Origin of the sequence: Wolbachia pipientis (assembly GCA_023052945.1) — a bacterium.
Classification (GTDB): Bacteria; Pseudomonadota; Alphaproteobacteria; order Rickettsiales; family Anaplasmataceae; genus Wolbachia.
The window spans coordinates 567875-588873 of record CP095495.1 but is presented as its reverse complement, the minus strand read 5'-3'; the positions used below and the strand labels follow the sequence as shown (position 1 = coordinate 588873).

15 protein-coding genes, 1 tRNA gene and 6 pseudogenes are annotated in these 20999 nt (G+C 35.1%); 13 read left to right on the top strand and 9 right to left on the bottom strand.

Going from position 1 to position 20999, the window contains the following annotated elements:
- Nucleotides 1-49: 49 nt before the first annotated feature.
- Nucleotides 50-193, bottom strand: coding sequence for a hypothetical protein (locus MWH06_02825; protein UPA55552.1), 144 nt, complete (start codon nt 191-193; stop codon nt 50-52).
- Between the two features lie 130 nt (nt 194-323).
- Between MWH06_02825 and MWH06_02820 the strand changes: the two genes are divergently transcribed.
- Nucleotides 324-1673 carry a phosphomannomutase/phosphoglucomutase gene (locus tag MWH06_02820; protein UPA55551.1) on the top strand — a complete coding sequence of 450 codons (1350 nt, stop codon included), beginning with the start codon at nt 324-326 and terminating at the stop codon, nt 1671-1673.
- A gap of 194 nt (nt 1674-1867) precedes the next feature.
- Here MWH06_02820 and MWH06_02815 read toward each other — a convergent pair whose 3' ends face one another.
- Together MWH06_02815 and MWH06_02810 are read right to left on the bottom strand one after the other, a co-directional pair.
- Nucleotides 1868-2683: a transposase gene (locus MWH06_02815; GenBank protein UPA55550.1), complete on the bottom strand. Its 816-nt coding sequence runs from the start codon at nt 2681-2683 to the stop codon at nt 1868-1870.
- A 79-nt stretch (nt 2684-2762) separates the two neighbouring features.
- Nucleotides 2763-3238, bottom strand: a pseudogene (locus MWH06_02810) (hypothetical protein).
- A gap of 121 nt (nt 3239-3359) precedes the next feature.
- On the opposite strand from MWH06_02810, the gene dnaE reads away from it, so the two are divergent.
- The 6 genes and pseudogenes from dnaE to MWH06_02780 all read left to right on the top strand — a co-directional run bounded on the left by dnaE (nt 3360) and on the right by MWH06_02780 (nt 9911).
- Nucleotides 3360-6800 (top strand): DNA polymerase III subunit alpha, encoded by a 3441-nt coding sequence (gene dnaE / locus MWH06_02805; protein ID UPA55549.1) that lies wholly within the window; start codon nt 3360-3362, stop codon nt 6798-6800.
- Nucleotides 6801-6848: 48 nt separating this feature from the next.
- The gene (gene rpsF / locus MWH06_02800; GenBank protein ID UPA55548.1) at nt 6849-7631 is read left to right on the top strand and encodes a 30S ribosomal protein S6; all 783 of its coding nucleotides are present in this window, start codon (nt 6849-6851) and stop codon (nt 7629-7631) included.
- Nucleotides 7631-7906: a 30S ribosomal protein S18 gene (rpsR, locus tag MWH06_02795; GenBank protein UPA55547.1), complete on the top strand. Its 276-nt coding sequence runs from the start codon at nt 7631-7633 to the stop codon at nt 7904-7906. The genes rpsF and rpsR overlap by 1 nt, the downstream gene beginning before the upstream one ends.
- Before the next feature lie 7 nt (nt 7907-7913).
- Complete coding sequence (gene rplI, locus MWH06_02790) at nt 7914-8459, top strand: 50S ribosomal protein L9 (GenBank protein ID UPA55546.1); 546 nt, start codon at nt 7914-7916, stop codon at nt 8457-8459.
- A gap of 88 nt (nt 8460-8547) precedes the next feature.
- A pseudogene (gene purB, locus MWH06_02785) lies at nt 8548-9839 on the top strand (adenylosuccinate lyase).
- Nucleotides 9839-9911, top strand: a tRNA-Met gene (locus tag MWH06_02780). The pseudogene purB and the gene MWH06_02780 overlap by 1 nt, the downstream one beginning before the upstream one ends.
- A 187-nt stretch (nt 9912-10098) precedes the next feature.
- On the opposite strand, the gene MWH06_02775 is transcribed toward MWH06_02780, so the two are convergent.
- On the bottom strand, nt 10099-11436 hold the full coding sequence (locus MWH06_02775) for an iron-containing alcohol dehydrogenase (GenBank protein UPA55545.1): 1338 nt from the start codon (nt 11434-11436) through the stop codon (nt 10099-10101).
- Nucleotides 11437-11478: 42 nt separating this feature from the next.
- Between MWH06_02775 and dapE the strand changes: the two genes are divergently transcribed.
- The 3 genes from dapE to MWH06_02760 all read left to right on the top strand — a co-directional run bounded on the left by dapE (nt 11479) and on the right by MWH06_02760 (nt 14615).
- Nucleotides 11479-12684 (top strand): succinyl-diaminopimelate desuccinylase, encoded by a 1206-nt coding sequence (dapE, locus tag MWH06_02770; GenBank protein UPA55544.1) that lies wholly within the window; start codon nt 11479-11481, stop codon nt 12682-12684.
- A 646-nt stretch (nt 12685-13330) separates the two neighbouring features.
- Nucleotides 13331-13858, top strand: coding sequence for a cytochrome c family protein (locus MWH06_02765; GenBank protein UPA55543.1), 528 nt, complete (start codon nt 13331-13333; stop codon nt 13856-13858).
- A gap of 1 nt (nt 13859) precedes the next feature.
- Nucleotides 13860-14615 (top strand): alpha/beta hydrolase, encoded by a 756-nt coding sequence (locus MWH06_02760; GenBank protein ID UPA55542.1) that lies wholly within the window; start codon nt 13860-13862, stop codon nt 14613-14615.
- Between the two features lie 4 nt (nt 14616-14619).
- Here the strand turns inward: MWH06_02760 and MWH06_02755 are convergent, their stop codons facing one another.
- On the bottom strand, nt 14620-15210 hold the full coding sequence (locus tag MWH06_02755) for an Rpn family recombination-promoting nuclease/putative transposase (GenBank protein ID UPA55734.1): 591 nt from the start codon (nt 15208-15210) through the stop codon (nt 14620-14622).
- Between the two features lie 46 nt (nt 15211-15256).
- On the opposite strand from MWH06_02755, the pseudogene MWH06_02750 reads away from it, so the two are divergent.
- Nucleotides 15257-16072 (top strand): annotated as a pseudogene (locus MWH06_02750) (transposase).
- 61 nt (nt 16073-16133) lie between these two features.
- On the opposite strand, the pseudogene MWH06_02745 reads toward MWH06_02750, so the two are convergent.
- Both MWH06_02745 and apaG read right to left on the bottom strand, forming a co-directional pair.
- Nucleotides 16134-16469: pseudogene (locus tag MWH06_02745) on the bottom strand (Rpn family recombination-promoting nuclease/putative transposase).
- 164 nt (nt 16470-16633) lie between these two features.
- Nucleotides 16634-17035: a Co2+/Mg2+ efflux protein ApaG gene (gene apaG, locus MWH06_02740; protein UPA55733.1), complete on the bottom strand. Its 402-nt coding sequence runs from the start codon at nt 17033-17035 to the stop codon at nt 16634-16636.
- A gap of 96 nt (nt 17036-17131) precedes the next feature.
- Here apaG and MWH06_02735 point away from each other — a divergent pair, with 96 nt between their 5' ends.
- On the top strand, nt 17132-18199 hold the full coding sequence (locus MWH06_02735) for a 5-(carboxyamino)imidazole ribonucleotide synthase (protein ID UPA55541.1): 1068 nt from the start codon (nt 17132-17134) through the stop codon (nt 18197-18199).
- Between the two features lie 10 nt (nt 18200-18209).
- Here MWH06_02735 and MWH06_02730 read toward each other — a convergent pair.
- A pseudogene (locus MWH06_02730) lies at nt 18210-19032 on the bottom strand (DDE-type integrase/transposase/recombinase).
- Nucleotides 19033-19157: 125 nt separating this feature from the next.
- Here MWH06_02730 and coaE point away from each other — a divergent pair.
- Nucleotides 19158-19745: a dephospho-CoA kinase gene (gene coaE, locus MWH06_02725; GenBank protein UPA55540.1), complete on the top strand. Its 588-nt coding sequence runs from the start codon at nt 19158-19160 to the stop codon at nt 19743-19745.
- 197 nt (nt 19746-19942) lie between these two features.
- Here coaE and MWH06_02720 read toward each other — a convergent pair.
- Nucleotides 19943-20890: pseudogene (locus MWH06_02720) on the bottom strand (IS110 family transposase).
- Nucleotides 20891-20999 lie beyond the last annotated feature (109 nt).

Genomic DNA, 20999 nt, shown 5'->3' with positions numbered 1-20999 from the left:
TTAAATTTATCTGTCCTGTAATGTCCTCATCTTTGCGTAAAGGACCAGATTAAGTTTTTTTCTCCAATTGTTTTATAGTCTCCTGAAAGCTGCTGCAAGATTCAATCACATCTAAGATGTCCTTTTTCTGCTGTTCACCTACATTTAGATTTTGACTTTCAGCTATAAATACATTTTCGTTTTCCTGCGGCATAATTTTACACCTTTAAAAGATATACTATAATATTAACAGATTTTTTTAAAAAGTTAGCTAATCGTTGAGTAAATAAACTTGAGCACTTGTCCATTATGTTATATAGTAATTACTCCTTAAGCAGTGCAGTATGGATAACACCATTATAAGAAAATACGATATTAGAGGTATAGTAGGCAAAGATTTGCAGATTAATGATGGGTACGAGGTAGGTAGAAAGTTTGGCCAAACCGTAGCTAGTGTTTGTGTCGGCTACGACAGCAGAATAGATTCACCGGGTATAGAAAGAGAATTAATTAGGGGTTTAACTTTATCTGGAGTAAATGTTATACGCGTTGGGCTATGCTCTTCACCTATGCTCTACGCTGCAACACAAATCACACAGGCGGATCTGGGTATCATAATAACTGCCTCTCATAACCCCAGCGAATATAATGGCTTTAAATTTTTTAGTAATAAAAAAGTCTTCTCAGATCAAGAGATAAAGGAAATTATAAGCAGTCCAATTAAAAACAGTACAAGAATTGGAAGCTTAATTAACATAAATATATATAGTGAGTACATTCGCATATTAAAAAGTGCAGTGAAGAATAATACTACACAGAAATTAAAAATAGCCTGGGATTGTGGAAATAGTCCAGCAAGTGGAATTATAAGGTGTATTGAAAAGATCTTGCCTGGTCATACGCATATCGTAACCAATAACTCTATAGATGGGGCATTTCCACTGCATGATCCAGATCCCATAGAGGAAAAAAATCTCGCTCAATTAATTGACATTGTGAAGGAATATGGATGTGATCTTGGCATTGCGCTAGATGGCGATAGCGATAGGGTGCGCTTAATTGATAATAAAGGCAACGTTGTTTCCAATGACCATTTATTTATAATTTTTGCACGTGAAGTGCTGGAGGAATATCCAAAAAGCAAAGTTATTGCTAACGTAAAAATGAGTATGAAGGTGCATGATTTTGTTAGTAAGTTAGGAGGGCAAGTTATTACCTGCGCTACTGGACATTCACTAGTTAAGAAGAAGATGGTAGAGGAAGAGGCAAGGTTTGCTGGTGAGTTAAGCGGGCACTTCTTCTTTTCTGAGCTAGGTTTTGATGATGGGCTATATTCTGCTGTTAAAGCAGTTAACATTTTGCTTAAGAAAAACCAAAGCCTATCTCAGGTGATTGAGGATTTACCGAAGTTATATATCACTCATGAAGTAAAGATTGTAGTGAAAGATGAGAAAAAATTTCAAATAATTGAATCAATAAAGAAAACACTAGAGAAGCAAAATATTGTATTTTCAGATCTTGATGGTGTTAAAGTAACCGATAATAAAGGTTGGTGGCTTCTTAGGGTATCAAATACGCAAAACTGCATTACAGCAAGATGCGAAGGAGAGACTTTAGAAGGTTTTGAACTTACTAAAAAGGTTTTGTTCCATTACATTGATGAAGCAAGGTCTTTAAATTGTAGCTACTCATAGAAAAATTAACCCTATCTCTTAAATAGAGCCACTTAAGGTGGCTGCTCCTGAAACCCGATTTTGAAGGATTTTCCTTCGTCTTCAATAAAACAAACATTACTTTGTTTGTTACTGCAGCACACCATTATTCTTAAGACCTGCTGCGAATCAAGCGATAAAAAAAAGGAAAGGAGGGTGACTAAAATCAAGGTTAACTAAAAGGCGTGCTTAAGATTTACAATACCAGCAATAATATTGAACCTCAGGTTATATTTTTTCTGAAAATTGCGATAAACATTCGACATAATCTTAAATATCTTTATCTCTCGGATCTTGTTTTCTACTCTCATTCTAAATGATGCTAATCTTCTATTATGCTCTGGAGTTAATGGCTTTTTACGATACTTTTTATATGGAATTATAACATTGCTTTGCAATTTTTGCCAACCTTGATATCCAGAATCGGCATGTTTTATGCTATCAAGTGGTAAATATTTTTCTTGTTTCCTTATGCGGAAATCACTAATTCTACCACGGTATGACTTTGACACTGATAAAATTCTTCCTCCTTCTTCGATAATAATCTCAGTTTTCATAGTGTTGGTTCTTTTTTTTCCTGAATATGATTTCTTCCGTTTTTTACTATCTTCTGGTCTCTGTATTTGCTGTTCTGTAACATCAGCCAAAATCTTCAGTATTTTTTCTGGCGTCATACTTCTATCTTTTGTTATAGTCACTTTTTTGGCGAGTAATGGCTCTATTCTCTTAAGTAACCTACATACATTTGCGTTGTGTACATTGAATAGGCATCCTAAAAATCTATGTGTTATGTAAGTGCGATAGTACAAAATTACGCAAAACAACTTATCTTCCAGAGTTGGTAGTTTTGATCTTCTACCATGACACTTTTTCTGTTTTTCGCATCCAGACCTCACTTTTTCCACTACTTTTTCGAACTCCTCTATAGTTAAACCTGTTATATTACGAAAGTTTCTTGGGTGTTTTTTTATATTATAGTAACTAAAGCTCATTTTTTTTCCTTACTTGATCTGCTTATTCTTCTTCTACCTCTCTCACATCATTTTTTCAATCACCTTTTTCAGCAGGTCTTTAGATGTACAGTTCCAGAGTGTGATGGTAAGGATTTAGTATAAACAATTCAGGAGCACTGAGAACATATAAATTCAAAAGGAGTAAGACCATTAAGAGTTTTGAGTCTCTTTGCATAATTGTAAGCCATGACAAAGTCATAAAGATGCTTTGTGAGTTGCTAATGTGAAATGTTATGTCTTTGTAAACAGCGATGCAGGCTAGAAGTGCGGAATTGTAGACTGCAAGGCAATCATCTAATGGTAGAAGTGTATGCTTCCGAAATGCGACCTTCTTCTTCTAAAGTTAGAACAGTTGATCTTGGATGTTTTGAGCGTCTTTAGTGAATGAGCGTTTTCTCCATTTGACAATAGTTTTTGGATTAAGGTTTGGAGAGTTTTGCTATACTATTTTGTATTGCTCTACGCTGTTGTCCGGACGCACCCATGTAACCATAATTCCTCCTTCGATGGTATTTTTTTCTTACATTTTATCATACCATCACACTCTGGGACTGTACATCTAGATTTGAGAAATCTTATAGGCTTTTGTTCTCATGAAAATTATGTTCTCATGAGTAAATTAATGTTATCCTTTTTTGTTGATCTAAAGTTTTTTATGTTCATACACTTACGTGTTCATAGTGTTTATTCGCTGCTTGAAAGCTCGGTTAAAATTGAGGAGCTGATAGGCCTTTGTTTGCGAAATAAAATGCCGGCGGTTGCAATTACTGATTCAGGCAACTTGTTTGGCTCGCTCGAATTTTCAGAATATGCAGCAAGTAGGGGAATACAGCTAATAATAGGGTGCAATATTATAGTTAAACATTCAGAACAAAATTTACCTATATTATTGCTTGCAAAAAATGAGCAAGGGTACACTAATTTAGTCACTTTGGTGAGTGAGTCTTTTAAAAAGCGCAAGAATAACAGCGATATTCCTTACGTTGATTTTGATGAGCTATTGAATTTAAGTATGGGTCTGATCGCTTTAACCGGTGGATGTTTGGCTCAACTATTATTGGGGCAAGATAAAGAAACGGTTGAAAAACTGCTTTCAGCATTCGATGGTCATTTATATGTTGAATTGCAGCGTCATGGGCTGAATAAAGAGCTAGAGCTTGAAGAAGCTTTAATAGATTTTGCTTATCAGCGCAATGTACCACTGGTTGCAACGAACGATGTGTTTTTTCCAAATAGGTCTGATTATGAGGCTTATGACATATTAACGTGCATATCGGAAGGGAGTTATGCCCTGGAGAATAACAGAAAGAAGTTAGCTACCGAGCATTACTTCAAATCTGTGGCAGAAATGGAGGAACTGTTCAGCGACATTCCCGAAGCAATTCATAACACTTTAGTGATAGCTAAGCGGTGCTCTTACATGCCAAGAAGCAGGCAGCCTATCTTGCCTAAATTTCCTTGTCGAGAAAATAAAACTGAGAATGAAGAACTGAGGGAGCAGGCAGTTGCAGGGTTGAAGCTGCGTATTGCAAAATCCTCTTCTGTCACCAGAACACCCTCCACTGTCATCCCAGTACTTGATACTGGGATCCAGAGAGATCCCAGCGTCACGCGCTGGAATGACACCAAACCAGATGATGACACACAACATGATATCGATATCAAGCAATACTACGACCGGTTAGATTATGAACTAAGTGTAATAACTTCAATGAACTATGCTGGTTATTTTCTAATAGTTTCTGATTTCATTCGTTGGAGCAAAGCAAATGGCATTCCAGTTGGGCCAGGAAGAGGTTCAGGAGCTGGATCAATTGTTGCTTGGGGCTTACAGATTACAGACCTTGACCCAATAAAGTTTGGCCTAATATTTGAAAGATTTTTGAATCCTGATCGTGTATCAATGCCTGACTTTGATATCGATTTCTGCCAAGAGAAAAGGGACCTGGTTATTGATTATGTTCAGAAAAAGTACGGTTATGTTGCTCAAATAATCACTTTTGGAAAATTGCAAGCAAGGGCAGTATTGCGTGATGTTGGTAGAGTATTGCAAATGCCTTACTCTCAAGTGGATAAAATATCTAAAATGGTTCCATTTAATCCAGTAAATCCTGTAACTTTATCGCAAGCGATAGAGCTTGATCAAAACCTGCAGAAAGAACGAGATAGTGATGAGGTAATTGCAAAGCTTCTTGATATATCACTAAAGCTCGAAGGAATATATCGTCACGTTTCAACTCATGCTGCTGGAATTGTAATATGCGATCAAAAGTTAGAAAATTTTGTTCCTGTTTATTATGATCCAAATTCGGCTCTGCCAATCACTCAATACAGTATGAAATATGTGGAGAAAGCTGGACTGATAAAATTTGATTTTCTCGGACTTGGTACGCTAACGCTAATAGATCATGTATGTCGTTTAATTAATCGTAATGAAAAAAAAATTGATATTTCTTCTGTTCCTTTGAATGATCAGAGAACCTATGAAATGCTCTCAAGAGGTGATTCAATTGGAGTGTTCCAGCTTGAAAGTTCGGGAATGAGAGAAGCTTTAATCAAGTTAAAACCAGACTGCATTGAAGATATTATCGCTTTAATTTCCCTTTATCGTCCAGGGCCCATGGATAACATTCCAACTTATGTTGCAAGAAAGCATGGCCTTGAAAAGCCAGATTATATTCATCCGTTACTTGAAGGAGTGTTAAAAGAAACATTTGGAGTAATAATCTACCAGGAGCAGGTGATGGAAATAGCCCGTATTCTTTCCGGGTATAGCTTAGCGGAAGCAGATTTGCTGAGACGTGCCATGGGTAAGAAAATTAAGGAAGAGATGGATAAACAACGTGCACTTTTCATCCAAGGGGCAACGAAGAATGGCGTTGATTATGACAGGGCAAGTTATATCTTTGACCTTGTTGCAAAATTTGCTGGTTATGGATTTAATAAATCTCACGCAGCTGCATATGCGGTTATATCTTATCAAACGGCTTACCTTAAAGCTAATTATCCATTAGAATTTTTTACAGCACTAATGAATCTAAATATTGATGATAGAGATAAACTGAATTTATTTTATCATGCAGCAAAGTTTAGTGGCGTTACCGTTCTTCCACCTGATATAAACAAGTCTCAAGCTGAATTCTCAATAGAGGGTGAGTGCATACGTTATGGTATTGCTGCCTTGAGGAATGTTGGTTTTTCTATAGCAGAAGGAATAGTGAATACACGTTCAAGCGCTTATAAGGACATATGGGAATTCATTCAAAATTCAGGTCATATAATAAATAAGAGGGCGCTAGAAAGCCTAATTAAATCCGGGGCATTCGATAGCGTGCATAAGAACAGAAAGCAGCTATATGAGTCAATGGACATGCTGATTTACTTTGCAAATAAAAACAAACAGGATAGGGAATCAAGTCAAGCTGCTTTGTTTGGTAGTCTTGATGTACTCAAACCGAAATTTGAGAATGTGGAAGATTTTGATGAAGAGGAAAAATTAGAGCATGAGTTATTTTCACTAGGATTTTATTTAACTAATCATCCACTTGAAAAATTTGGAATTCTTCTGGAAAAGTTAAATATTGGGTTTATCGGAGAAAATAGAACAGCAAAAACTGCTGGGGTAATATTAAATGCACGTATGAGAACTTCAGAGCGTGGAAGGTTTGTTATACTCACACTTTCTGATCCCCATAACGTTTCTGAAATAGCATTTTATAATAATGAAATAATAGAAGAAAAAAGAGATTTATTTTCACCAGGAACATTTGTGATAATTGATCTTGAAGCTTCGGAAAATACGACAAGATTAGCAGGCAAGGATATATCTGAGTTTACAAAAAGAATCGCTTCTACAATAAAGGAATTAGTTCTCACCACTGAGTGCACGAATTCACAAAAAGCCGCTATGGAATTAAACACAATATTGAAAGATGAAGGCAGAACCAAAATAATGCTAAAACTTCTTCTCGAAAAACATAAAGTGAGCATCTTATTACCAGGTGCATACTCAATTGCTCCTCAAGTTATTTATGAAATATCTAACTTAAGCTGGATTAAAGGCGTAGAAATTAATACAAATAACTTGCTTATATAAAAAAGCTTTATATAATGAAATATTTAATCGGTATTAAAGGAAGATATAGTGAATCTTTATGAATTTACTTTTATAGCACAACAAGGATTGTTACAGCAAGAAGTAGAGGAGATGGTACAAGAGCTAGCTGTTTCATTGAAAAATATTAAAGCAGATGTTATTTTCCAGAAGATCAAGAGTCTTATGGAAAGGCAAAATAGTACGCTTACAAAACAAGAGTTAGAAACGCGTGCTGAAAACATTAAAGAAGGTCTAGTTGCTTACTCTGATTTCTTGGAAGATCTTACAAAAATTTTATGGGTTGAATTGGAAGAAGATCTTTCAAATTTGAAAGAAGTGAAGTCAAAAATCGATAAAGAGTTGAAAGATGACCTAAAAGATTTAGGAATAACGCAAGATTTTATAAAATTTCTAGGAGGCAGTGAGCAAATTACTAAAAGTGCGTTTATCCATAATGCAGTAAATGCTTTGAAGAGAAATATTTCAGAACATCTAATAAAGATTTTTCAAGATATTTTGAAAGATTTTAGAATAAACGGTCCAACTCAATCGAGCAAAGCATTGGAGATGCTTTTGGAAAACATTGAAGCATCGGGATTAATCAAGTATGAACATTGGGGTCTTTTGGATTTTGCATATCCAATAAATAAGATGAAGAGCGGTCATTATTGTATAATGTGCATAAGTTCTACTGCAAGCATTCTGGATGAATTTGTGCGTAGAATGAAACTTAATGAGAACATTATTCGCCACTTGTCTGTGCAGGTTGATAAATTTTTTAAAGGTAAATCTTATATGATGAATAAACAAATTGAGGAGCAAAGCGCATAATGATGAAAAGACGAAATAGTTTTAATAATTCTTACGTATCTGTAAATAATAGGACTGGCTTTAGGCGTTCTAAAGTTTGCCCTCTTGCTACGTCTAAAGATGAAGACATAGATTATAAGAATACAGATTTATTATCCAAGTTTACCTCTGACTATGGTAGGATATTACCTAGAAGATTAACAGGCGTATGTGCAAAAAAACAAAGGAAGTTACGCTTAGCGATCATAAGGGCACGTTTTTTAGCTCTTGTTCCTTACTGTACTAAAAAAGTTTAGGTAATTTATGTTGATAATTTTAAAGGAAAATATAAGGACTTTAGGTAAGTTTGGTGAAGTTGTCAAAGTTAAACCAGGTTATGCACGTAATTTTCTTTTTCCACAAAGAAAAGCGGTGAAGGCTACCAAGGAGAATTTAGCAAAACTAGAAGAACAACGTTTATTGCTGGAGAAAGAGAATACAAAAAGATTAAATGTAGCAAAAGAGCTTGCATTGTCACTACATGATAAGTTTGTGGTATTGATAAAGCAAGCTTCAGAGGATGGTAAAATTTTTGGTTCTGTAACAACACGTGAAATTGCGAAAGTTTTACTACAAGAAGGACATGCGATAGATCACCGTAGTTTATCTTTTGGTGGAATAAGCATCAAAAACTTGGGTGAATACCAAGTAAACGTAGAATTACATAGTGAAGTAGTAGTACCAATTACTATATACGTCGTGAAATCCGAAACAGATGCAAATGAGCTAAGGCAAGTAAAATTGCAAAATCAGAAGTCTGAGCAACAAGAAGGTGAAGCAGTGGAGCAAGAAGATGCAAATAACAAATAGCAGTGAATAAAATATATCAACTATTCCTGTCATTCCAGTGCGTGACACTGGGATCTAGCGTATTCAAAGATAAGACGGGGGTCATTTAATGATCCCACGCTATAGCCAAAAAGAAATGTCTTCCATTTGGGAGGAAAATAATAAATTTAATATATGGCTTAAAATAGAAAATTTAGCGTGTGAAGCTCAAGCAGAGTTAGGAGTGATTCCAAATAGTGTTGCTCAGAAGCTTTCTGGTGCTATTGAATTTGATATTGAACGTATCAACGAAATTGAATCCATTGTAAAACATGATGTTATAGCTTTTCTGACATATGTTGCTGAAAAAGCGGGAGTTGATGTTCGTTATCTCCACTATGGAATGACAAGTTCTGATGTTTTGGATACATGCCTTGCGGTGCAGTTGAAAGAGTCATGTGATATTTTACTCGGGAATCTAGAAAATTTACTTGCAGTATTAAAAAAAAAGCTGAGGACTATAAAGATATTGTTTGTGTTGGGCGCAGTCATGGAATGCATGCAGAACCAACAACTCTTGGATTAAAATTTGCTAGATTTTATGCTGAATTTAAACGCAATTATCAGAGATTAATTAGCGCACAAAAAGAGATCTCAATTTGTAAAATATCAGGTGCAGTAGGTAATTTTGCAAATGTTGATCCGTTTGTTGAAGAGTATGTAGCGAAAGAAATGGGACTCATACCTGAAACCATATCGTCTCAAGTCATTCCTCGTGATAGACATGCCATGTTCTTTTCGGTTTTGGGAGTGATTGCAAGCTCAATAGAAAATATTGCAATTGAAATTCGTCATTTGCAAAGAACTGAAATCGGCGAAATTTCTGAGCATTTTTCCATTGGGCAGAAGGGAAGCTCTGCTATGCCACATAAATGTAATCCTATTTTAAGTGAAAATCTGACGGGACTCTCACGTTTAATACGCAGTTATGTTTTTCCTGCGTTAGAAAATGTTGCATTGTGGCACGAACGTGATATATCACACTCGTCTGTGGAAAGATGCATTGCTCCTGATGCTTGTATAACAATGGATTTCGCTTTAGTGCGATTAACAGATTTGATAGATAAATTGGTAATCAATAAGGAAAACATTGAAAATAACTTAAATTTTTCAAAAGGTTTAGTTTTCTCACAGCGTGTATTGCTTGAGTTAGTAAATAGTGGTTTGGCGAGGGAAGAGGCGTATAAAATTGTTCAGAGCAATGCAATGAAAGTGAAACAAAACAACAGCGATTTTCTGGCCGAATTGAAACAAGATAAACCTTTACTTAAGGTTATTAACTCGGAAAAACTTGAATCTTTGTTTGATTTGAAATATTATACAAAGCATGTAGGTCACATATATAGCAAGGTTTTCAATTAGGCTGAGTAGCTCAGTTGGTAGAGCAGGAGGATCATAATCTCTTGGTCGGGGGTTCAAGTCCCTCCTCAGCCACTCGAACTAAACTATGTTTAGCAAGATAGTGCTATTGGTGAAGTAGTGCGACCCAGTGTCAGCTACTTGGAATGGTTACGTTCAGTCACTTAGGTGTACAGTTTAGAGGACAATAGATAAGAGATTGTGAAAAGGGTTTAGCTTTTGGCCTATGATCTCTTTAAATGACAGAATTTCACTACAAAACTTAACTTTCTTCTATGCAATTAGCTAAGTCAAGAAAGGTGAATCTATCTCTTGTTGCAAACGCAAGATCAACCACTTTACAATATTGTTCTTTATTCCAACTGAGGTGCTCTGGTAAGTGCGGAATTGATAGATCTTCAAATATTTTTTGCAGGTATTTTGCAGGTAGTAAATTTTGCTTAATTAAATTGGAAATATTAGTCCATTCTTTACAAATAATCTCTTGGATTTTTTGCTGCATAATTTGCTTCTGTTCAAAAGTTCTTACAAATTCGATATTATCAAAGCACTGAGTTATATGTTTTACATCTAAAGTGGTCGGGTTGATAATCGGGTTTTGTATTGATAATATCTTTTCCTGCAAATTAGCCATGGTAATCGTTGTAACAGCAATTTTTTCGCCATGTAGTGAGGAATGATCTCTTGTTACCATTTCCATTGCGTGAGCTACCATATGCTCTCCTTGGCTTGCAGAATAGCTGCCTTTTGATATTACCATTCCAAGTCCTGAAATGAGTAGAACTTCCATAAGTAATAGGACCACTTTTCTACTTCTTTTAGTAAGCGCCGTATACTCTCTTAGCAAAATTTGCTCCAAATCGCGAACAAGTGTAAAAGGTAATTCATTGTATTCTGTGCCAAGCAACAGATGAGATAGTAGCCAGTCAGCCTGGACTGTCGAACGGCAAATGAAATCTGCAAATCCGCTTAATGTGAGGCGCAGTGGTGCATTGGTAAGTATGTCTATATCTATATATATCGCTCTTGGAAGATGTGCTTTGAACGATTTTTTGTATCCATTTACTAATATTGAAGCATTTGCGGATGTATATCCATTCATGGAAGCGGCTGTTGGGAACGATATATAATCTTTTTTCTCGAGGTAGCTTGCATATTTGCAGATGTCGTTAACGGTGCCGCTACCAAATGCAACTATTAAGTCACTGTCTTTTGCTTTATTTCTCACTAGATTTATGGTTTCAAGAGAGGCAAGTGAAAGATTAGTACCCATGGTTGGTGTCATTCCAGCGCGTGACGCTGATTTTTTTTCCTGGATCCCAGTCTCGGAGGACTGGGATGATAAAATGTAGGAAGCATCCGAAATGATATGAGGTTTTGCAAGAGGCCTAATGGTATTGCTCGGGATAATTAAGTGAGAAATTTTATTAAATACGTTTTTGTTTAAAAGTTTTGCTGTATTTTCATCTGCAACTAGAAAGATGTCATTTCCGTGTCGTGTGCATATTTTATAGATATCATCAGCAAGGTGGTAATCTGTTATTACTTCCCTTAGAAAAGTTTGTTCGGCTTGATGTAATATTTGTTTTAAATAGTGCATAGAGTGTTTACAATATAGCAATATAAGTATTTTAAGATTGACATGAAAATTGACCCTGTAGAGCTAACTAAGAAATTGATCTCTTTTGAGAGTATAACACCAAGGGACGGCGGGGCAATAGAACATATAGCAACAATCTTTAAGAAAAGTGGCTTTGACTGTGAGATTTTAGAATTTGGTGATGATGGAACTAAAGTTAAAAATCTTTATGCGAAATATATAAACGGAGTACCAAATTTGTGCTTTGCTGGGCATGTTGATGTTGTATCACCGGGTCAGTTAAAAGATTGGGCATTTGGTCCATTTAATCCAGAAGTTAGAGATGGAATGCTATATGGAAGAGGAGCAGCTGATATGAAAAGCGGAATAGCTGCATTTATTGCTGCTATGGCAAATTTAATTGCAGAAAAGTTTCAATTTAATGGTTCGATAAGTGCATTGATTACCAGTGCTGAAGAAAGCACGGAAGAATATGGAACAAAGGCAGTTTTGGAATGGATGAAAAGTAAGCAAAAAAAAATAGATTTTTGTGTAGTTGCCGAACCAACCAGTAGTGAGAAATTAGGTGATACCATAAAAATAGGCAGAAGAGGTTCTGTAACATTTGAATTAATTTGCCATGGAAAACAAGGACACGTTGCCTACCCAGACCTAGCAGATAATCCAATATATAAGGTAATATCGATATTGAGTAAGGTAAAAAATACTACTTTTGATCATGGTAATAAATATTTTCAGCCTTCACATTGCGAAGTTACTACTATCGATGTTGGAAATAATACTAGCAATCTAATACCTAGTTCAGCAACTACACGTTTTAGTATTCGATATAACAGTACACAAACACCTGACGGCTTATATAAGCTGATTGATGAAATATGCTCCAGTGTAACTAACGATTATAAACTTTCTATGCATAGCAGCAGGGACGTTTTCCTCTCTACTCCTGATAGAAATACTGATATTATGCTTGATGCGATAAATAAAGTTACCAGTATTGATGCTGTGCTGAGCACAAGTGGTGGCACATCTGACGCTGCGTTTATCAAAGATGTTTGTCCAGTGATTGAATTTGGTATAATCAACAAAACCGCACATCAGATAAACGAATGCGTATTAGTAAATGATATACACAAATTAACAGCTATATATAAGGAATTTATAGAAAATTATTTCAATCCCACTAATAAAATATTGAATCAGATCAACGTAGTTAGTAATATACCTAGTGGTCCATTGTTAGCTTAGATGTAATCAGATCTCTTGCATAACTGTTGTTTGAGTAACAACTGCCAGCGTGTGACGTTAGAATCCAAAAACCATGAGAGCTACAAAAACCACTTGACAAACTCCGCCAGCTCCCTTATCATGGAAGCGAAGCTATTGTATTTGCTTTCGCCAATCTGCAGATTAAAAGGTAAGGATTACTTAATGTATCGGCGTCTTATGTTTAATTTTTTGCAGTATATAGATACTGTATGTCTTTACAAAACTTCATCTACATCTAGGTTTTTATCTAAATAAGCTGAACGCGCTTATAAAGCGTTACAAGACATCAAAAAATGCCAATACTCGACAGAGATAGTAAAAGACTAGCTAACTCGGGGATTCTTTGTCTTTTTTTCTGCTTAGTAAATTTCTTAAACATTTGCAGCGTAGGTTAGTTGCAATTAAAAGCAGCTGAATTTCGCTTGTCAAGCGTTTAAAACATAAAAAACGCCAATATTTTAAAGCGGATAATAACCACGGGGCTTCTTTTGCCTTTTTTTCACTTGGTAAATTTCTTAATGTTTGTAGCTGGAGACTCTCATCTTTAGCGAGCTTCAAGGTAATTGGTTGCTATTTGCGAAAATATTCGCATAATTTAAGTAACATTACTTAATAAAAATTAACTATGGAGTTTAATAAGATTGCAGCATCGATTTTACTTTCTGGGCTAATCATTATGATAGTCAGCAACGTAGTTGATATGCTGTATAGTCCAGAGGAATATAAGATTGAACACCAAACGATAGTAACTGCTGGTAACAATGAGTCCCAGCAAAAAATCGAGCAAGTGGCGCTCGATATTGGAGCGCTCATGCAGAATGCTAGCTTTGAAAAAGGTAAATCAGCAGCAAAAAAATGCATAGCCTGCCATAGTTTTGAGAAAGGTGGAATGAATAAAGTAGGACCAAACTTATGGAACGTAGTTGGAAACAAAAAGGCCCATCTTGGCAACTCATTCAATTACTCAAAAGCAGTGCTTGAAAGAGGTGGAAAATGGGGGTATGAGGAGCTATTTGCCTTTTTAAAGAACCCAAAAGCCTATATAAAAGGTACACGTATGGCATTTGCAGGTATTTCCAATCCACAAGAAATTGCAGATCTAGTCAGCTATTTGCGTTCGATGAGCGATAGTCCGGTTGCTTTGCCAAAGTAGTATGAATTATTGTAAATTGTTTGATGGAAATAATGGTCACATAGCATATCAAAAGCTACAAGGGAAGAAAGCTTCTGTAGTTTTTTTCGGTGGGTTTGCATCTAATATGGATGGAACTAAAGCAACTGCTATTTACAAGTTTTGCCAAGAAAATGATGTAGCACTTGTGCTATTTGATTATTTTGGTCACGGTCATTCAAGTGGTAATTTTATTGATTACACGATAAGTGATTGGCAAAAAAATTGTGCTAAAGTGATGAGTGAATTAACTAGCGATAAACAAATAATTATAGGTTCAAGTATGGGAGGATGGCTGATGCTGCTCACTGCCCTTCAATCTTCAGAAAAAATTGCAGCATTAATCGGCATATCGCCTGCTCCTGACTTCACTGAAGATTTGATATTCAAGCAATTGTCAGACAAGCAAAAAGAAGAACTAGATTCTAAAGGTGTAATAGATTTTACTTCAGAGCATTGTACATACAAAATAACTAAACATTTGATCGAAGATGGCAGAAAGAACCTTCTTTTAAACAGAGAAGCAATAGATATAAACTGTCCTGTGCGCTTATTGCATAGCATTAATGATAAAGATGTTCCTTATCAAACTTCATTGAATTTAGCTGAAAAAATTAAGTCAACCGATGTTGAAGTATACTTGATGAAATCAGCAGAGCACAACATGTCTGACAATCACTCACTGAAAGTTTTATTTAAGACCATTAGAGAATTTTTGCCAGCAAAAACATATAGGTAACCGTTCACAGATTTCCACTTAATTCTTCAATCTCACTAATAGAAAGGCCAGTAAACTTGACAATAGTATTGACATCAACATTATTAGCCAGCATCGCTTTTGCAACTTCAATTTTCCCTTCAATTTTTCCTTTCTCTATACCTTTTTGTATACCTTTCTCTTCAGCAAGATCAAGTCTGTATTCAAGAATGGCTTCTTCTTTGCGTAGATCCATTATTCTTTCTTCGTAAGCTACTAAATCTTTTTCGTTCCAACGAAACTTGTCTAATTCATCATATGCTAGCTTTATTATTGGCGCTTTTTCTGCTATCTCTTGTAAGTCCTCTTCTGTTGTTTCTTCTGCGTATTTAAAAAAGAAACACCACCTTTCTACTATACTTTCTAACTGCTCTACTTTATTTTTTGCGAATTTAGGCAACTCAATAAAGACAAACTGAAAATCTTTTAAGTAATGGCCGTTAGTTTTTATATTACGTATATTATGAGTAGAGATATAATCAACTTCTTCAGGAAGTAAGTTACAATTTGATATAGCAATAAAGAAGACTTTCTTTAAATCAATAGACCTGCTGAAAAAGGTGATTGAAAAAATGATGTGAGAGAGGTAGAAGAAGAATAAGCAGATCAAGTAAGGAAAAAAAATGAGCTTTAGTTACTATAATATGAAAAAACACCCAAGAAACTTTCGTAATATAACAGGTTTAACTATAGAGGAGTTCGAAAAAGTAGTGGAAAAAGTGAGGTCTGGATAGGAAAAACAGAAAAAGTGTCATGGTAGAAGATCAAAACTACCAACTCTGGAAGATAAGTTGTTTTGCGTAATTTTGTACTATCGCACTTACATAACACATAGATTTTTAGGATGCCTATTCAATGTACACAACGCAAATGTATGTAGGTTACTTAAGAGAATAGAGCCATTACTCGCCAAAAAAGTGACTATAACAAAAGATAGAAGTATGACGCCAGAAAAAATACTGAAGATTTTGGCTGATGTTACAGAACAGCAAATACAGAGACCAGAAGATAGTAAAAAACGGAAGAAATCATATTCAGGAAAAAAAAGAACCAACACTATGAAAACTGAGATTATTATCGAAGAAGGAGGAAGAATTTTATCAGTGTCAAAGTCATACCGTGGTAGAATTAGTGATTTCCGCATAAGGAAACAAGAAAAATATTTACCACTTGATAGCATAAAACATGCCGATTCTGGATATCAAGGTTGGCAAAAATTGCAAAGCAATGTTATAATTCCATATAAAAAGTATCGTAAAAAGCCATTAACTCCAGAGCATAATAGAAGATTAGCATCATTTAGAATGAGAGTAGAAAACAAGATCCGAGAGATAAAGATATTTAAGATTATGTCGAATGTTTATCGCAATTTTCAGAAAAAATATAACCTGAGGTTCAATATTATTGCTGGTATTGTAAATCTTAAGCACGCCTTTTAGTTAACCTTGATTTTAGTCACCCTCCTTTCCTTTTTTTTATCGCTTGATTCGCAGCAGGTCTAATGTAGTTGCCAGATTTATCTAATTGTCTTGAGTAGGCTTTAGCGGCATATAATTGAGCGCGTTTTTCGAAGCCCTTGTCTCTAGCGAGCTGCATTTCTGCTATATATCTATTTCCATGAGAATCCTTGCAGAGAACATCAACAATACTTTGTTTATCAGAGGCAACTTCGGAATCCATAATAGTGCTAAGAAACTCAACTTCTTGTATTGCATTTATCTCAGTAAACCCTAGAATATCGTTCAAAAAGTGGATCAGGATATTCTTATTTTTTTCCGTTCCAAAGATTTTTTTGAAACACAAATCATTGCGAGGATCGAGAAATTTTGATGGCAAAAATGCTTGAAAATATTAATAATTATACACACAATTATTCAATCATATTTTTGAAGATAGCTAATTTCTGTATTTATTTTAAATTGAAGAAAACTCAAATGAAAGATCGTGCTTTGCTAAAAATCACAGAATGCAGTCTGGTTACAAATAAACTATTTTGACAGTTAATGGGGTCTAGTTTTGACGTATGGACTATCCAAAGAAAAGGGTGGTATCATAACCTCAAAAATTTTTATGCTTTCTTCATTCAGAAACTCATACTTACCCTGCATTATTCCTGACGGTGCATTTAAGTATGTTCCACTTGTGTATTTAAATACCTCTCCAGATTTTATCACAGGTTGTTCTCCGATAACACCAACTCCGGCAATCTCATTTATTTTTCCCTTATAATCTATTATTTGCCAATGACGACTTAATAATTGAATAGTTGATTGGCTTTTGTTTTTTATCTTAACGTTATACATCCATACATAGCAATTTTCATAAGGAATGGATTGCTCTTCAATATAAATTGGTAAAACTGTAACTTCAACAAAGTTGGTAGTTAGTGTGTACTCTATCATTATAGAATATTCATGATAAAAAGATAGTATTTTAATCATATACTTTTTTCATAGATTTTTCAAGTATACTTTAATTAGGAAATATCAATTTATAGTATGAACGAACCAGATGCGCTTAGCAAAAAAGTAATAGGAATAATAGGTGGTGGACAATTAGGTAAAATGACTGCTATCGCTGCAACAAAACTTGGACAAAAAACACATGTTTTTGCCAGTGCTAAGGACGATCCGGCTTGCTCTGTTGCTGATGATTTCACAATAGCAGATTTCTCTGATAAGAAAGCGCTTGAATCTTTTGCACAGAGTGTGGATTTGGTCACTATTGAGTCTGAAAATATTCCATGTAGTGCAATTGATATCGATGTAAATTTTTATCCGGGTAAAAAAGCGTTACACATTTCGCAAAACAGACTAAGAGAAAAGGATTTTATTAAAAACTTGGGTGTAAAAACTGCTGATTATAAGAGTATACAAAATTATAATGAGCTATTAGAAAGCAGTAGAGCTTTTGGCTATCCAACAAGGCTGAAAACAACAGAAATGGGTTACGATGGAAAAGGGCAATATGTGCTTGAGAATGATTCTGAAGTGAAGCAATTTGCTTCCTTTGATTGGAATACAGAGTACATACTTGAAGCAAGTGTTGATTTACTGAAAGAGGTTTCAATAGTTATTGCAAGAGATAAAAACGGTAAAGTAGCTTTTTTTCCTATAGCAGAAAATTACCACGTTGATGGAATACTTGATACTTCAACAGTGCCAGCTAAAATAGATAGCAAATTAACTCAAGAGGTACAACGAGCTGCAAAGAAAATAGCAAATGCGCTCGATGTAATAGGAATTCTGGCTATTGAATTTTTTGTTACTAAAGATAACGAGTTGTTAGTTAATGAACTAGCTCCAAGACCTCACAATTCTTGCCACTGGAGCTTGGATGCATGTAACGTTAGTCAATTTGAACAGCTGGTTAGGATAATATGCGGGCTACCTATGCAGGAAGTAGTATTACGCTTTCCTTGTATGACGAAAAATATAATAGGTAACGATATATATGATTCTCATAAGTATTTGAGCAACGAAAAAGCTAGTTTAACCATATATGGGAAAAAAGAGGTTAGAGATAAGCGTAAAATGGGACATGTCAATATAGATTTAAGTTATTGAGTCTCTCTTATTAGATGTACAGTCCCAGAGTGTGATGGTAAGGATTTAGTATAAACAATTCAGGAGCACTGAGAACATATAAATTCAAAAGGAGTAAGACCATTAAGAGTTTTGAGTCTCTTTGCATAATTGTAGGCCATATAAAGATGCTTTGTGAGTTGCTGATGTGATTGGTAGTAGTATTTTTTAAAGTTTCGTTCAACTTGCCCAAGATTTTTGTTAGACGATGTTCAATATTATGTTCTTCACAAACTCTATCAAATATGTGTTGGAAAGCGTATTTATGGCGTTTCTGGTTGGTAAATTGTATACCGTTATCTGTCAAAACAGTGTGCGGTAGAATTTTAATCAAATTACGTAAAAACTCAGCAGCTATGGGTTTTGTAGCACGTTTATGTAACTCAACATAGGTGAATTTGATCTATAGCAACAAATAGATATAGTTTTCCCCCCTCTGTTCTGACTTCTGCAATATCAATATGCTATAGGATATTTCTTAAATTTCTTTTTTGGTTTAATCAACATCTGGCAGTTTGCTAATGTTATAACAGCGATGCAGGCTAGAAGTGCGGAATTGTAGACTGCAAGGCAATCATCTAATGGTAGAAGTGTATGCTTCCGAAATGCGATCTTCTTCTAAAGTTAGAACAGTTGATCTTGGATGTTTTGAGCGTCTTTAGTAAATGAGCGTTTTCTCCATTTGACAATAGTTTTTGGATTAAGGTTTGGAAAGCTTTGCTATACTATTTTGTATTGCTCTACGCTGTTGTCCGGGCGCACCCATGTAACCATAATTCCTCCTTCGATGGTATTTTTTTCTTACATTTTATCATACCATCACACTCTGGGACTGTACATCTTATATCATCAGAGCCTCTGCATAGCCAAATTTGGGTTTTGAGTAGACACAGCAGCTACTGTAATATAGTTTCGAAAGAAGTCTAATGTATTTTGCTATATGATCATAGGTCTAACAGGCGGAATTGGGGTAGGAAAGAGCTTTGTAGCTAGTTGCTTTCAAGAGTTTGGTGCTGCTGTGTTTGATGCTGATTCTGTTGTACACCAACTTTATAAAGTGGATAAAAGCATAATAAGTTATGCAGAAAAAAATTTTCCTGGAGCGGTAGTAAATGGTGAAATAGGTGGAACAGTACTGTCTAAATATTTCTTAGTCTACGATGAGAATTGGAAACAATTTCAATCTTTGGTTCACTCTGCTGTACTGCGTGAATTAGAATTTTTTATTGCCAAGGAAAAAAAGATCGATAGAAAGCTTTTAGTTTTAGATGTGCCACTTCTATTAGAAACAAAATTTCATTCATACTGTGACCTTATTATTTTTATCTATGCAGATAGCGTTGTGCAAGCTCAAAGACTTAACGAACGCAACATAGATAAAGAAAAGCTAAATTTAATCTTCAATGTTCAGTTATCTATTGAGGAGAAAAGGAAGATGAGTGACTTTATTATCAACACCAGTGTAAGCAAAGAGTATGTTTTTTCTCAAGTAAAAGATATAGTGGATTCATTAAACCTAAACACGTAGCTAATGCAGCCCTACATCATATCAACTATGTTTTTTTAAAAATTTTTTATTTGTGTAATTCTGTAACTTTGTTCAATTATGTGGGCAATAAAAACCCGCGTGTCATAGAAATAAAATTTTATATCAAACAGCTGTCACAACAATTTCTGCTTAGCTAATGAATATGTGCTTTAAGTCTGTGTGGACGCACATATTCATTAGCCAATTTCAGTTACCATTGTAAGAGTATGCAAATTAATTGCTTCTTTAAGTCTTGTATTAGCAATTACTATAATTTTTCGCATTAGAGCTGTTATAGCCACCATTTTCTTCTTACCACTTTCAACAAGCTTGGAATAAAAGGCACCAAGTACAGATTTGGACCTTGCAGCAGACATGGCAGCTATAAAAAGCTTTTTACGGACATTACTTCTACCACCTATAATCCTTCGATAACCAACAGCTTTACCACTTTCCCTAGGATGAGCCAGCAAGACTTGCTACTTCTCTTCTGTTTAAGTAACCAAGCTCTGGTATTAAACACAGAAAGTCTTGTGATAACTTTTTACCTATTCCAGGAACTGTTTTAAGGATTTTTTGATGTTTTTGTAACTCATGGCTTTCATCAATGATTTTTTGTATAGTATTACTGAGTTCATCTATTTGGCTATTAAAGAATTCAATAGTTTTTTGACAACTTTCCCTTATATGGTCGTTTTCAGGTGCTTCCAGTCTACATTTTTCCTGAGTTCTCATTTGCGTGATGTCATCACGACGTTGACAAAGTGCAACCAAGGTTGATTGTTTTTCAGAAGTAGGGAGAGAGAGTTCTATGGCGCATATTGAGCAAGAGCCCTTGCATCTGATTTATCGGATTTTGCTAAAGTTCCGTGAGATAAAATAAAACTTTTTACTTTGCGGGTATTAGCTCGATGTACGGTGATATTCTTGTCAATAAGAAAATGCGACAAACCAAGCTCATATTTTCCTGTGTTTTCTAAAGTTACTAAAGAATTAGGTAAGATATCTGAAAATTTTTGAAACAATTGTTGCCAACCAGAAGTATTATTGTCAAATTCGACAGCATTTTTCTCTTTGTGAACCGCAACAACATTCTTGAATTTTCCGATGTCAATGCCAATAAAATTTTGATAAGATGTAACCATGATAACCTCGATAGTTTTATTAATTTAAGATTGTAAACGGGTGCATATATATGTCCCACACAACTATTCAAACGTATCGAGGGATGGGGCTAGTGTACCTTGATATGAA

Bases quoted from the DNA above. Each gene is read 5' to 3' on its own strand.
- MWH06_02825 (UPA55552.1), bottom strand. From the start codon at position 193: ATGCCGCAGGAAAACGAAAATGTATTTATAGCTGAAAGTCAAAATCTA.
- MWH06_02820 (UPA55551.1), top strand. From the start codon at position 324: ATGGATAACACCATTATAAGAAAATACGATATTAGAGGTATAGTAGGC.
- MWH06_02815 (UPA55550.1), bottom strand. From the start codon at position 2,683: ATGAGCTTTAGTTACTATAATATAAAAAAACACCCAAGAAACTTTCGT.
- dnaE (UPA55549.1), top strand. From the start codon at position 3,360: ATGTTCATACACTTACGTGTTCATAGTGTTTATTCGCTGCTTGAAAGC.
- rpsR (UPA55547.1), top strand. From the start codon at position 7,631: ATGATGAAAAGACGAAATAGTTTTAATAATTCTTACGTATCTGTAAAT.
- rplI (UPA55546.1), top strand. From the start codon at position 7,914: ATGTTGATAATTTTAAAGGAAAATATAAGGACTTTAGGTAAGTTTGGT.
- MWH06_02775 (UPA55545.1), bottom strand. From the start codon at position 11,436: ATGCACTATTTAAAACAAATATTACATCAAGCCGAACAAACTTTTCTA.
- dapE (UPA55544.1), top strand. From the start codon at position 11,479: ATGAAAATTGACCCTGTAGAGCTAACTAAGAAATTGATCTCTTTTGAG.
- MWH06_02765 (UPA55543.1), top strand. From the start codon at position 13,331: ATGGAGTTTAATAAGATTGCAGCATCGATTTTACTTTCTGGGCTAATC.
- MWH06_02760 (UPA55542.1), top strand. From the start codon at position 13,860: ATGAATTATTGTAAATTGTTTGATGGAAATAATGGTCACATAGCATAT.
- apaG (UPA55733.1), bottom strand. From the start codon at position 17,035: ATGATAGAGTACACACTAACTACCAACTTTGTTGAAGTTACAGTTTTA.
- MWH06_02735 (UPA55541.1), top strand. From the start codon at position 17,132: ATGAACGAACCAGATGCGCTTAGCAAAAAAGTAATAGGAATAATAGGT.
- coaE (UPA55540.1), top strand. From the start codon at position 19,158: ATGATCATAGGTCTAACAGGCGGAATTGGGGTAGGAAAGAGCTTTGTA.